General features: G+C 68.5%; 10 protein-coding genes and 1 pseudogene. 3 read left to right on the plus strand and 8 right to left on the minus strand.

From position 1 onward, the window contains the following. Nucleotides 1-257: 257 nt before the first annotated feature. Both P409_RS11130 and P409_RS11135 read right to left on the minus strand, forming a co-directional pair. Complete coding sequence (locus tag P409_RS11130) at nucleotides 258-632, minus strand: YciI family protein (protein ID WP_034835527.1); 375 nt, start codon at nucleotides 630-632, stop codon at nucleotides 258-260. Nucleotides 633-712: 80 nt separating this feature from the next. Further along, nucleotides 713-1,141, minus strand: coding sequence for a DUF5818 domain-containing protein (locus P409_RS11135; RefSeq protein ID WP_034835530.1), 429 nt, complete (start codon nucleotides 1,139-1,141; stop codon nucleotides 713-715). A gap of 303 nt (nucleotides 1,142-1,444) precedes the next feature. On the opposite strand from P409_RS11135, the gene P409_RS11140 reads away from it, so the two are divergent. Then, the gene (locus P409_RS11140; protein ID WP_034835533.1) at nucleotides 1,445-6,298 is read left to right on the plus strand and encodes an NAD-glutamate dehydrogenase; all 4,854 of its coding nucleotides are present in this window, start codon (nucleotides 1,445-1,447) and stop codon (nucleotides 6,296-6,298) included. 91 nt (nucleotides 6,299-6,389) lie between these two features. Here P409_RS11140 and P409_RS11145 read toward each other — a convergent pair whose 3' ends face one another. Both P409_RS11145 and P409_RS11150 read right to left on the minus strand, forming a co-directional pair. Next, entirely contained in the window at nucleotides 6,390-6,881 is a 492-nt protein-coding gene (locus P409_RS11145) for an Lrp/AsnC family transcriptional regulator (RefSeq protein WP_034835536.1), read from the minus strand. Between the two features lie 174 nt (nucleotides 6,882-7,055). Then, the gene (locus P409_RS11150; RefSeq protein ID WP_034835538.1) at nucleotides 7,056-7,778 is read right to left on the minus strand and encodes a haloacid dehalogenase type II; all 723 of its coding nucleotides are present in this window, start codon (nucleotides 7,776-7,778) and stop codon (nucleotides 7,056-7,058) included. A 280-nt stretch (nucleotides 7,779-8,058) separates the two neighbouring features. Between P409_RS11150 and P409_RS11155 the strand changes: the two genes are divergently transcribed. After that, complete coding sequence (locus P409_RS11155; RefSeq protein ID WP_238578652.1) at nucleotides 8,059-9,285, plus strand: aromatic ring-hydroxylating oxygenase subunit alpha; 1,227 nt, start codon at nucleotides 8,059-8,061, stop codon at nucleotides 9,283-9,285. Nucleotides 9,286-9,505: 220 nt separating this feature from the next. Then, nucleotides 9,506-10,579 (plus strand): FAD-binding oxidoreductase, encoded by a 1,074-nt coding sequence (locus tag P409_RS11160; protein ID WP_034835544.1) that lies wholly within the window; start codon nucleotides 9,506-9,508, stop codon nucleotides 10,577-10,579. A 136-nt stretch (nucleotides 10,580-10,715) separates the two neighbouring features. Here P409_RS11160 and P409_RS37910 read toward each other — a convergent pair whose 3' ends face one another. The 4 genes and pseudogenes from P409_RS37910 to P409_RS11175 all read right to left on the minus strand — a co-directional run. Continuing rightward, nucleotides 10,716-11,492 carry a hypothetical protein gene (locus P409_RS37910; RefSeq protein ID WP_152613331.1) on the minus strand — a complete coding sequence of 259 codons (777 nt, stop codon included), beginning with the start codon at nucleotides 11,490-11,492 and terminating at the stop codon, nucleotides 10,716-10,718. Nucleotides 11,493-12,093: 601 nt separating this feature from the next. Next, entirely contained in the window at nucleotides 12,094-13,089 is a 996-nt protein-coding gene (locus P409_RS11165; protein ID WP_034835547.1) for a PAAR domain-containing protein, read from the minus strand. Beyond that, a complete protein-coding gene (locus tag P409_RS11170; RefSeq protein WP_034835550.1) occupies nucleotides 13,079-14,266 on the minus strand; it encodes a tetratricopeptide repeat protein in 1,188 nt (395 codons plus the stop codon). The genes P409_RS11165 and P409_RS11170 overlap by 11 nt, the downstream gene beginning before the upstream one ends. 47 nt (nucleotides 14,267-14,313) lie before the next feature. Beyond that, a pseudogene (locus tag P409_RS11175) lies at nucleotides 14,314-14,681 on the minus strand (hypothetical protein); the annotation flags it as partial.

Raw genomic sequence — 14,681 nt, forward strand, 5'->3', positions numbered from 1 at the left:
GCCGGCGACGCGGTGCAGCCGGCCGAGCGCCAGCCCGCCGCGCGGCAGGCGGTCATCGATCGGGGGCAAGGCGAGCGACAGGACTCCCGGATCCTCGACAGCGGATCCGAGCCGGTTCAGGCGCTCGCGCAGGGCGGCGAGGGCGGACATGGCGGGGCATGATGTTCCGTATTTGTTCCAATATGAATCCACCACGCCGCCCGAGAGTCAAGCCGACTCGGGACTCAGGCCGGGAACGGGCTGGCTGCCGGCGCCGGTCAGGCGGGGCGGGAATCGGGCAGGAACAGCCGGACCGGCCGGATCTCGTAGCCGCCGATGCCGGGATTGGCCTGTTCCAGCTCCTTCGCGATCGCCACCGCCTCGTCCTGCGAGTCGCAGTCGACCATATAGAAGCCGAGCATCTGCTCCTTGGTCTCGGCATAGGGGCCGTCGACCACCAGCGGCGGCTGGTGCCCCTTCATCAGCGTGGTGGCGGTGCTGGTGAAGCCCAGCCGCGCGGCGGGCCCGAGCTTGCCCTCCGCCGCCAGCCGCCTGTGGACGACGTCGAGCCGGGCCATGACCGCGTCGTCCTCCGCCTGCGTCCAGGCGGCGAGGACCTCTTCCGAATTATAGCAGAGAATGGCGTAGAGCATCCGGGCCTCCCCTCCCAGTCCGGGCGGGGAGTATGCCTCAACCGCGCAAAAACCCTAAGCCTGCCCTCTGGCCGGCGCGGTCAGGGCGCCGGCTGCACCACCACGGCTCCGGGGGCGACGGTCACGGCCGTGCCGTTGGCCGCCGGCAGATAGGCGCTGGTCATGACGTCGACCTTGTCGGCGCGCACCGTCTCCAGCGTCTGGCACAGCGACCATTTCGCGGTCGGGCCGGAGATGGTGACGCGGTCGCCGATCCGCACCGGGACGGGCTTGCCCTGGATCGCCACCTCGCTGCCGTCGTCGCGGCGCAGCACGGTGCAGGGCCGGCCGACCTGGAGCGTGCCGGTGTAGACGACGCCGACATCGGGATGCCACTCGGTCGACACCTTCGGGAAGTCGTAGGGCGGGATCTGCGCCGACTGCTGGCTGGCGGTCTGGCAGGCGCCCAGCAGGGTCGCCGCGGCGAGCGCGATGAAGAGGGTCGGCGAGGGGCGGAAGTGGGTCGTCAACACGCGCTCTCTTTCTCGTTCGGGCGACCGGAGTCTTTTTATTCCAATACAGTCGAAGCGGGGCCGGCGTCCAGCCGGCGATCAAAGCGAAGCCCGGGAAACCGTGCTTCGCATCAATCGAACCCGATTGCGGCTATTTATGGATCGAGATGTCGCGGCACCGGTTTTCCGGGCGGGCGGGACCTGGGGGTCGCCTCGGAACCGTCACGGTTCGGCGGTTTCCTTTTACAGAAGTTGATTGTATGCCCTTGGGGCCCTGATGCGGCCCACCGTTCGGGCCGCACGCTCTTTGGAGTCTGCAGGATGTCAAAGGCCGACCAGCACAAGGCCGAAATCGTCGATGGTGTCGTGGCCCTGGCCAAGCAGCGGCTCGACCCGGCGAAGGGAGGAATGGCCGAGCGGTTCATCCGCCTGTACTTCCGCAACGTGCCGCCGCACGACGTGCTGCGCGAGGGCGGGGACACACTCTACAGCGTCGCCCTGGGCCTGCTGCAGTTCGGTGGCGAGCGCCGCAAGGGCGAGGTCAAGATCCGGATCTTCAATCCGGTCTATGACGATTACGGCTGGCGCAGCCCGCACACCGTGGTCGAGATCATCAACGACGACATGCCGTTCCTGGTCGATTCGGTGACCGCGGCGCTGTCCGAGCTCGGCCTGACCGTGCATCTGGTCGTGCACCCGATCCTGGCGGTCACCCGCGACGCCCAGGGAAGGCTGACCGACGTGCAGGACCCGGCCGCGGCGCCGGAGGGCGCGCCGGCCGAGAGCTTCATGCACCTGCAGATCGACGAGCGCACCGACAAGGCGACGCTGGACCGGATCGCGGCGACGCTGCGCGCGGTGCTGGCCGATGTCCGCGCCGCGGTCGAGGACTGGGGCGCGATGCGGCAGAAGATCCGCACCGTGCTGGAGGAGCTGGACCACAAGGCGCTGCCGGTCGACCCCGGCGAGACGCGCGAGATCATCGCCTTCCTGGAATGGCTCGAGGACGACCACTTCACCTTCCTCGGCTACCGCCGCTACGACTTCGCCCGCAGCGACGAGGGGCTGGAGATCGAGATCGTGCCGGACAGCGGCCTGGGCATCCTGCGCCAGGCCGAGGTCTCGGTGTTCGACGGCGCCCGCCGCTACGACCGGATGTCGGAAGAGGCGCAGTCGATGCTGCGCAGCACGGCGCCGCTGACCGTCACCAAGGCCAGCCTGAAGGCGACCGTGCACCGGCCGGTGCATCTCGACGTCTTCACCATCAAGATCTTCGACGAGGCCGGCGAGGTGGTGGGCGACCACCTGTTCGTCGGCCTGTTCACCTCGGTCGCCTACAGCCGCAGCGCCCGCGACATCCCCTATCTGCGCACCAAGGTCAGCCGCACCCTGGCGCGCGCCGGGATGGACCCGCGCAGCCATGACGGCAAGGCGCTGGGCCACATCCTCGACACCTATCCGCGCGACGAGCTGTTCCAGATCTCCGACGACCAGCTGCTCGACATCGGCATGGGCGTGCTGCACTTGCAGGAGCGCCAGCGGACGGCGCTGTTCGTGCGCCGCGACCCGTTCGGGCGCTTCGTCTCCTGCCTCGTCTACGTGCCGCGCGACCGCTACAACACCGACCTGCGCCACCGCATCCAGAAGATCCTGCAGAAGGCCTATGGCGGCGCGGTCACGGCCTTCACCACCCAGATGACCGAAGGGGCGCATGCCCGCGTCCACTTCCTGATCAAGACCGAGCCCGGCCAGGGCACGGACGAGCCGGTCGACGTGATCGAGGAGAAGCTGGTCGAGGCCGGGCGCAGCTGGTCCGACCTGCTGCAGTCGGCCCTGGTCGAGAAGAAGGGCGAGGAGCAGGGGCTGATCCTGCTGCGCCGCTATGCCGAGGCCTTCCCCGCCGGCTACCGCGAGGAGACGACGCCGGCGGCCGCCATCGTCGACATCGAGCGGATCGAGGAGATCGACGAGGCCGGCGAGATCGGGCTGCACCTGTTCCGCCCGATCGAGGCGGCGCCGAACGAGCTGCGCTTCAAGCTGTACCATCGCGGCACGCCGGTGCCGCTGTCCGACGTGCTGCCGATGCTGGAGCATCTCGGTTTCAAGGTGGTGTCGGAGTTCCCGACCGAGGTCGCGCTGGCGGGCCAGTCGCCGGTCTGGATCCATGACTTCGAGATGCGCAGCCGTAGCGGCGACGCGATCGACCTGAATCGCCTGAAGGCCGTGTTCCAGACCGCCTTCGAGCGGATCTGGACCGGCGACATGGAGGATGACCGGCTGAACCGGCTGGTGCTGGCCGGCGGCCTCGACTGGCGCTCGGTGACGCTCTTGCGCGCCTACGCCAAGTTCCTGCGCCAGGCCCGCTTCGCCTTCAGCCAGGAGACGATCGAGGACACGCTGGTCGCGCATCCGGAGATCACCCGCGCCATCGTTCGCATGTTCACCATCCGCTTCGACCCGGAGCTGACGGGCGATCGCGAGGTGGCGATCCGCGGCATGCTGGTCGAGATCGAGCATGCACTGGACGCGGTGACCAACCTGGACGAGGACCGCATCCTCCGCCGCTACCTGAACCTGGTGCGGTCGACCCTGCGGACGAACTACTTCCAGACCGACGACCAGGGCCGGCCGAAGCCGTACCTGTCGCTGAAGCTGGAGAGCCCGTCGATCGAGGAGCTGCCGCTGCCGCGGCCGTGGCGCGAGATCTTCGTCTACAGCCCGCGCATGGAAGGCGTGCACCTCCGCGGCGGCAAGGTCGCCCGCGGCGGCATCCGCTGGTCCGACCGGCGCGAGGATTTCCGCACCGAGATCCTGGGCCTGATGAAGGCGCAGATGGTGAAGAACACCGTCATCGTGCCGGTCGGCTCGAAGGGCGGCTTCGTGCTGAAGCGGCCGCCGGCCCCCTCGGCCGGGCGCGAGGCGTTCCAGGCCGAAGGCGTCGAATGCTACAAGATCCTGATGCGCGGGATGCTCGACATCACCGACACCATCTCCGGCGGCGAGACCGTGCATCCGGAGCGCGTGGTCCGGCATGACGAGGACGACCCGTACCTGGTCGTCGCGGCCGACAAGGGCACGGCCACCTTCTCCGACATCGCCAACGGGGTGAGCCAGGATTACGGCTTCTGGCTGGACGACGCCTTCGCGTCCGGCGGTTCGGCCGGCTACGACCACAAGAAGATGGGCATCACCGCCCGCGGCGCCTGGGAATCGGTGAAGCGGCATTTCCGCGAGCTGGGCACCGACATCCAGAGCCAGGACTTCACCTGCGTCGGCGTCGGCGACATGTCGGGCGACGTGTTCGGCAACGGCATGATCCTGTCCGAGCACACCCGCCTGTTCGGCGCCTTCAACCACCTGCACATCTTCGTCGACCCCGACCCGGACGCGGCGACGAGCTTCGCCGAGCGCAAGCGGCTGTTCGACCTCGGCCGCGGCTCCTGGGACCAGTACGATCAGGCGAAGCTGTCGCCCGGCGGCGCCGTGTTCGAGCGCCGCGCCAAGTCGGTCAAGCTGTCGCCCGAGGTGCGCGCCCGCTTCGGCATCGAGCGCGAGACGGTAACGCCGAACGAGCTGATCCAGGCGATGCTGAAGGCCCCGGTCGACCTGCTGTGGTTCGGCGGCATCGGCACCTATGTGAAGAGCAGCCGCGAGAGCCATGCCGATGTCGGCGACAAGGCGAACGACGCGCTGCGCATCAACGGCCGCGACGTCCGCGCCCGGGTGATCGGCGAGGGCGCCAATCTCGGCGTCACCCAGTTCGGCCGCATCGAATACGCCCGCATCGGCGCCGGCGGGTCGGGCGGCAAGATGAACACCGACTTCATCGACAACTCGGCCGGCGTCGACACCTCGGACCACGAGGTCAACATCAAGGTCCTGCTGGGCGCCGTGGTCCAGGCCGGCGACCTGACTTTGAAGCAGCGCAACCAGGTGCTGGAGAGCATGACCGAGGAGGTCGGCCATCTGGTGCTGCGCGACAACTACCTGCAGAGCCAGGCGCTGTCGCTGGCCGTCGGCGAAGGCTTCGAGGTGCTGGACCAGCAGGCCCGGCTGATGCGCGGGCTGGAGAAGGCCGGCAAGCTCGACCGCGTGATCGAGATGCTGCCGACCGACGAGGAGCTGACCCAGCGCTCCGGCAACCGCGAGGGGCTGACGCGGCCGGAGCAGGCGGTGCTGCTGGCCTATTCCAAGATCACCATCTACGACGCGCTGCTGGCCAGCGACCTGCCGGACGACCCGGCGCTGGTCGACGACCTGGTGCTGTACTTCCCGACGGCGCTGCGCGAGCGCTTCAGGGACGCCATCGCCCAGCACCGGCTGCGGCGCGAGATCGTGGCGACGGCCATCACCAACAGCATGGTGAACCGGGTCGGCGCCACCTTCGTGTCGGAGCTGGCGGACAAGACCGGCATGGGCGTGGCCGACATCGCCCGCGCCTATCTGATCGTGCGCGACAGCTTCAGCCTGCGCGACATCTGGGCGGCGGTCGAGGCGCTGGACAACAAGGCCGAGGCCCAGGCCCAGATCCGCGCCATGCTGGCGACCCGTCGGCTGATCGAGCGCAGCGTCGCCTGGATCCTGCGCCAGCAGGGCCGCGGCCTGGACATCAGCCAGGACGTGGCGCATCTGAAGCCCGGCCTGGCCGAGCTGGAGAGCCAGCTGGACGCGGCGATCTTCGACGACGCCCGCGCGGTGATCGATGCCCGCGCCAAGGGTTTCGTCGACGCCGGCTTCCCGGAGGATCTGGCCCGGCGCGTCGCCCGCCTGAATCTGTGGGCGGCGGGGCTGGACATCATCCGCATCGCCGACCAGGCCGGCCGCGGCGTCACCGAGGTGGCGGCGGTCTATTTCGAGACCGGCCGCCGGCTGGGCCTGGCCTGGCTGCGCGACGGCGCCAGCCGGATGCCGGCCAGCAACCACTGGCAGAAGCAGGCGGTGGGGGCGATCGTCGACGACCTGTACACGCTGCAGGCCGACCTGGCCGTGCGCGCCCTGCAGGACGCGCCCTCGGGCGCGGCCGGGACCGAGGCGGTGGAGGCCTGGGTCGGCCATCGCCAGGCCCCGGTCGACCGGATCGACCAGCTGGTATCCGAGCTGAAGGCGCTGGACCAGGTCGACCTGTCGATGCTGGCCGTCGCCAACCGCAACCTGCGCGGCCTGGCGACGGGCTGAGGGCGGCGGGCGCTCCCTTCATTGCGGCTATCACCCTTCTTGGTCCCCCTCCCTTGCGGGAGGGGGACTCGGGGGAAGCCGCATCGAAGAGCTATTCCCCCCGCAGCAGGGTCTGCAGCGGGGCGGCCTGGCGCAGGATCGGCGACTTGATGACGATGTAGCTGAAGTATTTCTCGATGCCGAGGCGCCGGTCCAGCAGCGCCTCCATCACCTGCTGGTAATGGGCGATGCTGCGGCATAGGAAGCGCAGCAGATAGTCGTAGCCGCCGCTGACCATGTGGCACTCCAGCAGCTCCTCGACCGTCGCGAGGCCGGCCTCGAAGCGGATGAAATCCTCGCGCCGATGATCGCCCAGGGTCACCTCGGTGAACACCGTCACGGTCTCGGCCAGCCTGGCCAGCGCGATGCGGGCGCCGTAGCCGGTGATGTAGCCCGCCGCCTCCAGCCGCTTCACCCGCTGCAGGCAGGGGCTGGGCGACAGGCCGACCGCGTCGGCCAGCGCGGCGTTGGTGATCCGCCCGTCGGCCTGCAGCCGGGCCAGGATGGCGATGTCGATCCGGTCCAGCTTCGGCGCGCCCGCCATCCTTATCCTCATCCGATCCGTCGCGGCGATGGTGCCGGCGGCCTGAATTATGATCCGTCATCGCGAGCCCCGCAGGGGCGTGGCGATCCAGCGGCACCGGCCCCTGGATCGCCACGTCGCTACGCGCCTCGCGATGACGAGGAAGGGGCGGTGAGTCAATCGCAGAGTCGGAGGCTACCCCCGCAGCGCCTCCTGATGAGCTTTTGCCAGTTCCGCCATGCTGGTGAAGCGGAAATCGACCTTGGGCTCGGTCGCCGGCTTCATGGTGGCGCCGAAGCCGCCCTCGGCATGGCGGCGGTGGATCCAGCAGGTGGCCAGCCCCGCCGCCGTCGCCGGCTCGTGGTCGTGGAACAGGCTCTCCGCCGTGTGCAGCACCTCGCTTTTGGCGATGCCCATGCCGTCGAGCTTCTCCAGCATGTAGTCGAAGTTGCGGGCCGACGGCTTGTAGCTGCCGATATCCTCGGCGGTGAAGATGGCGTCGAACTCGACCTGCAGCCGGACGTTGCTGAGGGCGAAGCTGGCATTGTCGACATTCGAGAGGATCGCCAGCCTATAGTATTTCTTCAGGTACTGAAGCGCGCCGGCGGTGTCGGCGAAGGCCGGCCAGTCCTTGATCGACCGGCCATAGGCCAGCGCCTCCTCCCAGCTCGCCGCCACGCCCCATTCCTCGGCCAGGCGCTTGTAGACGATCGCCAGCAGCTCGCTGTAGCGCCGCGCCGGGGTCCAGCGCTGCTGCGCCGATTCATGCCGGGCATGGGCCTCCAGGATCTGGTCGCGGGTCAGCGTCGTCTTCACGCGGGCGGTCAGCGGCGCCAGCGCGTTGACCATGCCGGTCTCCCAGTCGATCAGCGTGCCGTAGCAGTCGAAGGTCAGGATCTTGAAATCGGTCAGCTTCATGGCGGGTCTCCGGTGGCGATGCGGCGATGATGCGCCGGCGGCGCCGGCAGGGGCTGCGCAATGCGCTCCGGCGGCGGCAGAGGCTGGCGAAGTGTGGCCGCGCCGCAGCAGAAAATGCCGCGCCGCCCGGGGGCCTGTTTCCGTGTCGCGCTTAGGTCATGCGGTGTCGGCTGCGGAGCGGGTGGGGCCCCCGAGTCGCGCGATGGTCTGGGGCGGATGATGGTCCCATCCGGATACCCGCAGGAGTGTGCTGGAAATGGAAGCGCGTTCGGCCATGTTGATGGATCTGCTGTCCCGGGCGCCGGGCTTCAGCCTGAAGCGGGATTTCTACACCAGCCCCGCCTATCACGCGCTGGACCTGGAGCACATCTTCTACAGGGAGTGGCTGTTCATCGGCCATGCCTGCGAGGTGACGCGGCCGGGCGACTTCCTGACCGTGCAGGTCGGCGAGTATCCGGTGATCGTGGTGCGCGGCCGCGACCGCGCCATCCGCGCCTTCCACAATGTCTGCCGCCACCGCGGCTCGCGCCTGTGCACCGACGAGCGCGGCTCGCGCCCGCGGCTGGTCTGCCCCTATCACCAGTGGACCTACGACCTCGAGGGCAAGCTGATCTTCGCCCGTGACATGATGAACGACATCGACCCGGCGCAGTTCGGGCTGAAGCCGGTGGCCTGCCACGAGGTCGGCGGCTGGATCTTCATCTCCCTGGCCGAGCAGCCGCGCGATTTCGAGCCGCTGCGCCGCATGGTCGAGCCCTACATGGCGCCGCATCTCCTGTCCGAGGCCAAGGTCGCCCACAGCTCGACCATCATCGAGAAGGGCAACTGGAAGCTGGTGATGGAGAACAACCGCGAATGCTACCACTGCTCCGGCAACCATCCGGAGCTGTGCCGCGTCTTCTCCGACCAGCCGACCCTGACCAGCGGCCGGGAAGGGATGGAGGAGGCCTCGGAGATCCTCGAGCACTGGCAGAGCTGCGAGGCGATGGGCCTGCCCAGCCGCTACCAGATCTCGGACGACATGCAGTACCGGGTGATGCGGGTGCCGTTCATCAACGACGCCGATTCGATGACCATGAGCGGCCGGCCGGCGGTCAATCGTCTGCTGGCCGATTTCCCGACCACCAAGCTCGGCTCGATGCTGCTGTACCACTACCCGAACAGCTGGAACCATCTGCTGGCCGACCACGCGCTGAGCTTCCGCATCCTGCCGATCAGCCCGACCGAGACCGAGGTCACCACCAAATGGCTGGTGCACAAGGACGCGGTCGAGGGCGTCGATTACGACCTGCAGGCGCTGACCGAGGTGTGGACCGCCACCAATGACGAGGACCGCCGCATCGTCGAGGAGAACCAGCGCGGCATCCTGTCCCCGGCCTATGAGCCCGGCCCCTATTCGAAGCTGCATGAGGGGGCGGTGATCCAGTTCGTCGACTGGTATGCCGACGCCATGTCCCGCCGGCTCGGCGGCGGCACCGCCGCCACCCCGATCCGCGACGTGGCGTAGGGAGCGTCGGTTTGCAGATGGATATCGCCGCTTCCTTCCTAGTCCCCCCTCCCCTTGCGGAAGGGGGGCAGGGGGAGGGGGCTGCGCGCGTTCGCGCGCGAAAGGCCTTGAGGCCTCACCGTGGGCACCGGAGCGGGTCGAGGCAACCCCCTCCCCCTACCCCCCTCCCGCGGGGGGAGGGGGGACTAGCTAGGCGCTGTCTTGCGCAAAGGAGTCCGCCGTGCCCGGCCCGCTGACCGCCACGCCGAAGCTGTGGAACGCCAAGACGGCGCGGCTGCGCTGCATCGGCATCCGCGAGGAGGCGCCGGATGTCCGCACCTTCCGCTTCGAGGCGGAGGACGGCAGCTGGTTCTCCTATCGCCCGGGCCAATTCGTGACGCTGGAGCTGCCGGCGGGGCCGCAGCCGGTGCTGCGCACCTACACCCTGGCCTCCACCCCGTCGCGGCCGCACCACGCCAAGATCACCGCCAAGGTGCAGCCGGGCAGCGTCGCCACCCGCTGGCTGTTCGATAAGCTCAAGGTCGGCGACGCGCTGACGGCGCACGGACCCACCGGCCGCTTCTCGCTGCTCGACCATCCGGGCGAACGCTACCTGTTCCTGTCGGCCGGCAGCGGCGCCACGCCGATGATGTCGATGGCGCGCTGGCTGTTCGACACCGCGCCGCAGACTGACGCTGTCTACATCCATTTCGCCCGGCAACCGCAGGACCTGCTGTTCCGGTCGGAGCTGGGCTACATGGCCGAGGTCGCCTCCGGCCTCAGGCTGCGCTTCGTCGTCACCGGCGCGCCGGCGGGCGAGGGCTGGTCCAGCGGGCGGCTCGAACACGCCCTGCTGTCGGCGCTGTGCCCGGACGTCGCCGGGCGCACGGTGTTCTGCTGCGGCCCGGACCGGTTCATGGACGCGGCCCGGCAGGTGGCCGGCGGGCTCGGCGTGCCGTCCGCGCGCTGGCATGAGGAGAGCTTCGGCGCCACCCCGGCGCCGGTGCCCGCCGTGTCCCCGATCACGCCGCCGGTCGAGCCGGCGGGGGAGGGGATGCAGGTGGCCTTCACCCGCTCCGGCCGCAAGGCCGCGGTGCTGCCGGGCCAGACTGTGCTGGAGGCGGCGGAGGGCTGTGGCCTGCGCATCCCCACCGCCTGCCGCCAGGGCCTGTGCGGCACCTGCCTGGTGCGCAAGCTGAAGGGCGAGGTGCGGATGGAGCATATGGGCGGCATCGCCGACGAGGAGATCGCCGAGGGCTGGATCCTCGCCTGCTGCTCCCAACCCGAGACGGCGGTGGTCGAGGTGGAAGTCTAGGTCGCGCCGGCGGCGGGTGGGGCCTGGCCGCGGTCTTTGGCGACGCGCAGCGTGACCAGGGTCTTCACGTCACAAATCTGGCCGATGATGCCGCTGCGGCTGGACCGTTCATTTGCCGAGTGTCGTGGCATTGGCTTCAGTCGTCACCTTCGTTTCCAGCAGCATCAAGCGTATATTTTCGAGCCTCTGCCAGAGTTGTCCTCTTGTTCCACTCCGGATGGCAATCTCCAATCATGCCTTCTACGTCGGAGATCGCGACATCTATTGCCGACATCTCTCGCCCGCCGATATAAATAGCCGGGGGTCGAGCTCGATCGGCGACAATGGTGATCAGCTTGTTTCCGTGGCGGAAATACAGCCGATTGTCTTTGCTGAACCACTGCCGGATATAGCCATTCTCTGCCAGGCGCCGCGACAAGGCGTCGATGTCCGAAGGCCCGGGAACCGCGCGTATCAAGGCCCATCCACCCGTCGCGCATTGCTCGTACATGAAGGCATGGGAGAAGCACATGGCCGGCAGGCTCTCGAATGCCAGGTCTCCTGCCTGTCCATCTTCAAGAAAGACAATTCTCTGCCGTTCCGCATCCGGCGACGGAATCACCCCGAACCCTTCGAAATCGAGGCCAACTGCGATTGGAATGCATTGGTCAAAGCTGTGCTCCGGATCGTCCTCCAAGGCATCCTCGCAATAGGAGACAATGTCTCCAATCACTGTCGATATTCTCTCAGAGTAAAGTAATCCGCCATCCATATTTCCCATGAATTTCAAAAATTCATCATAGTCGCTTGGTAGCGTTCTGCGCAAAATCGTGGTCAATTCCAAAATATCGGAAATGGACGCCGGCCGAATTCCGGTAAGGAATTCAGGATCGAATTTTTCGATCGTCTCTCTTAGATTTTCTGTCCATGGCATGACGGGAGATTCCTAGCCGTGACCGCGAGCATATTCGGAGATCGTATGTTTGTTTAAGTCGCAGTTTTCACATGGGTGCATCTGATTCTCCGCGCCGGGCCAACGCTCGTCCTCTGGAAAATCGTATTTCTTGAGATTGTCTGGAAGCTCGTCTCCGGGGAATATGGTCTCATGTCCGGTGATCGGGCTGTCCGATGCATGAGCGGCAGATGCCGCGCGAGGCTCGGCGCAGTTGGTCGGAGGGAGGTTGCGTCCCGGGGCGTTGCCGAGGCGTCCGGCAAGCTCGGGATCAGTGCGGCCTCTCACCCGCCAGACAGGGCCGTTGACGGCACCGGCATCGCGACTGGCCACACGTGCGCCGTCGACGACGAACGGCTCGGACGGTCTGCCCAATGGGAACTGCCTGTTCAATATGTCCTCGACGTATGGAGCGGCACGCCTCCCCGCCCTACCGGACAGACCCACCGAACGGCTTCCATCGGCGTGAGTGTAGAGGTCTATGCATCCGGGGTTGAGCTTTTTGGGCATCTTAATTCTGCCGAACAGCTGCATCCGCTCGCCATTGACGATGTCGAGCGCCTCACGGACCTTCTGGGCCGCGTCATACGCCCTCCCGGGTCCTGGGCGGCCAGGAATTCTCCGGCGCGGCCTCCAGCGCCAGCCTCCTGGGGGCCGGTGGCAGCGCCCGCGGCGGCGGCCGGACCGATGGCGGCTTGTCCGCCCGCGCAGCCGCCCTGGCCGCCCGCGCGCTCTTCACCGCGCCTGCCAGCTTCCCCAGCCCCTTGAACGCCCCCTTCATCGCCGCGCCGATGGCGAAGGCCGTCAGCGACGGCATCGGCACGCCGCCGATGATGACGTTCGGGCTCGCCGTCACGGTGGTGCCGATCGGCACGCCGAGCGGCGGGTCGCTCGGCCCGACCTTGAACGACGAGAACACGCAGTGCTTGGTGATGTCGACGCCGATCCGCGCCGCCCGCATCCCCTCGATCCAGACGGAGGAGGAGCCGAGGAAGATCTCGAACATCGGGAAGTAGCCGCCGCACCAGATCCCCAGCCCCATGTCGAGGCAGCGGCCGGCCGGCATGCCGTTGATCAGCACCGTGCCCGCCCCCGACAGGAACGGGATCGGGATCACCGGGCCGAAGCTGGGCAGCAGGATCGGCGGCGCCGGCGGTATCAGGTTCGGCGGGTGGCTGTGGGCATGCGGCAGCCCGATGGCGAAGTCGAGGATCCGCACCGCCGGCAGCGCCGGAAACGGAATTGCCGAGAACGGGATCGAGATCAGCTGCTCGAGCGATGTCAGCGCGCCGAACACGGCGCCGGTCGTGGCCAGGGCGCCATCGGCGTCCTTGACCGCCTTCAGCGCGTCGCCCAGCTCGCCCGCCTGCCCTTTCAGCGCCCCAGGGATGTCGCCGACCGGAGTCGAGCCCCAATGGCTCAGATCCATCGAGCCGGTGAAGCCCTGCTGGCCGAAACCCTCGCCGGTGTGGGTCCAGACATCCAGCGGGTTGGGCGCGCCGGCCGCGGACTGGGCCGTGTGTGCTGCATTGCCGCCGCGGGCGATGGTCCCGCCGATGTCGTTTGCGTCAAGCGCCATGGCCGGCCTGCCCCAGCTGGTCCAGCTTGGCGCGGATATCCGCGAGGCCGGCCTCCCGCACATCCTGCAGCGCCGGGTTGGTGATGCCGTCATACAGGCCCTGGGCATAGCGCCAGACCCGGGCCGCCTCCTCCGGCCGGCCCTGCTCGCGATACATCGCGGCGAGGTTGTCGCAGACGAAGGCCTCGCCGGGGCGGTTGCCCTGCGCCTGGAAGAACCGGCTGCCGACGCGCAGCGCCTCGAAGGCCTGCTCGAAATGGCCCAGCCGGTGCAGCGCGACGCCGAGATTGGTGTAGACCATCGGCGCCAGCTCGTTCAGCCCGTGCGCGACGCAGAGGTCGCAGGCCCGCAGGAACGCCTCCGCCCCTTCCTCCGCCCGCCCCGCGGCCAACAACGTGTTGCCCAGGCCATAGGCGCCGACCGCCTGCTCCAGCGGCTCGCCGGCCGCCTCGGCGGCCTCGAGCTGCTGCCGCTGCAGCGCCTCGGACCGCGCATAGTCCCGGTTCGAATAGGCGAAGCCGGCTGCCATCATCAGGGTCCGCCGGTGATCCGACGGGGATGCCGGGGACTGCTCCAGCATGGCGTTCACTCGCTGCTCCATCTCCTGCGGCGAGCACCAGAAGGTCTGCACGGCAACCTGCGGGTGGTCGGCGGCCGGCAGGGCCAGGGCGGGCGAACGCCGCTCGTCGAGCACCACGAATTTCAGCCGCGGGCTGCCGACCTTGCCGGCCAGGAAGGCGACGGACCGGGTGAAGCCCTCGGGATCCTCGACCGGATCTGGATTGATCAGGAAGGCCAGGCTGCCGATCTCCTCGGGCAGGCTCTCGGCCAGCCGCTCGGCCCGCCGGAGAAAGCGCCACGGCGCGGACAGTTCCTCGTCCCCCTCCGCCGGGCCGCCCGCCACGCCGGCCTCCGCCAGGGCTTCCGCATGCAGCTCGACCTGCGCGTCCAGGGTGTCGAGCAGGCCTTCGAACCAGCCGACAGGATCGCGGAAGGGGGCCTGGGGCGCGATCACCAGATGACGAAACTCCTCCTGCTCCTCCAGCCCTCCCAGCAACCGCAGGAAGATCCCCCGCATCTCCGGGTCGACGAGGACGATGCGGACCACCGCGTCCGGCTCGTCCAGGAAGTCCTCGATCTGGTCCAATTGCTCGGAGAAGAACGCGGTCAGCGGCATGCCAGGGCCCTCGCGTCGTGATCATCCGCGCTGCCGAAGCAGCGGTCTCAGCCGTCGGTCCGCCGGATCCTGCGCGGCCGCCGGGTCCTCTCATCCAGCGCGTCGGCGGGGATGTCCGGGAGCGATGCCGGGCCCGGCCGCACGGTCTTCTCACCCAGTGCGGCAGCGGTGTCCTCCGGCGATGCCGCACCGGGCTCCGGAGGCTTCCCGCCCGGGGCCTCGGCCACGATGTCCTCGGGGGATACGGGGCCTGCGGGCTTCTTGTTCAAGGCATCGGCGGCGATGTCCTCGGACGGCGTGGCAGCGGCCGGCCGATCTTTCCGGCCCGGAGCCTCGGGGCCGTCCGCCTGGGCCGGTTCCATCGCGGCGGCCGCCTCGGCCGAAGCTGCCGCAGGGGGCCGGGACGCCTGCGACG

Source organism: Inquilinus limosus MP06 (assembly GCF_000767795.1).
GTDB classification, from domain to species: Bacteria; Pseudomonadota; Alphaproteobacteria; order DSM-16000; family Inquilinaceae; genus Inquilinus; species Inquilinus limosus_E.

Bases quoted from the DNA above. Each gene is read 5' to 3' on its own strand.
- P409_RS11130 (WP_034835527.1), bottom strand. From the start codon at position 632: ATGCTCTACGCCATTCTCTGCTATAATTCGGAAGAGGTCCTCGCCGCC.
- P409_RS11140 (WP_034835533.1), top strand. From the start codon at position 1,445: ATGTCAAAGGCCGACCAGCACAAGGCCGAAATCGTCGATGGTGTCGTG.
- P409_RS11145 (WP_034835536.1), bottom strand. From the start codon at position 6,881: ATGGCGGGCGCGCCGAAGCTGGACCGGATCGACATCGCCATCCTGGCC.
- P409_RS11150 (WP_034835538.1), bottom strand. From the start codon at position 7,778: ATGAAGCTGACCGATTTCAAGATCCTGACCTTCGACTGCTACGGCACG.
- P409_RS11155 (WP_238578652.1), top strand. From the start codon at position 8,059: ATGGATCTGCTGTCCCGGGCGCCGGGCTTCAGCCTGAAGCGGGATTTC.
- P409_RS37910 (WP_152613331.1), bottom strand. From the start codon at position 11,492: ATGCCATGGACAGAAAATCTAAGAGAGACGATCGAAAAATTCGATCCT.
- P409_RS11165 (WP_034835547.1), bottom strand. From the start codon at position 13,089: ATGGCGCTTGACGCAAACGACATCGGCGGGACCATCGCCCGCGGCGGC.
- P409_RS11170 (WP_034835550.1), bottom strand. From the start codon at position 14,266: ATGCCGCTGACCGCGTTCTTCTCCGAGCAATTGGACCAGATCGAGGAC.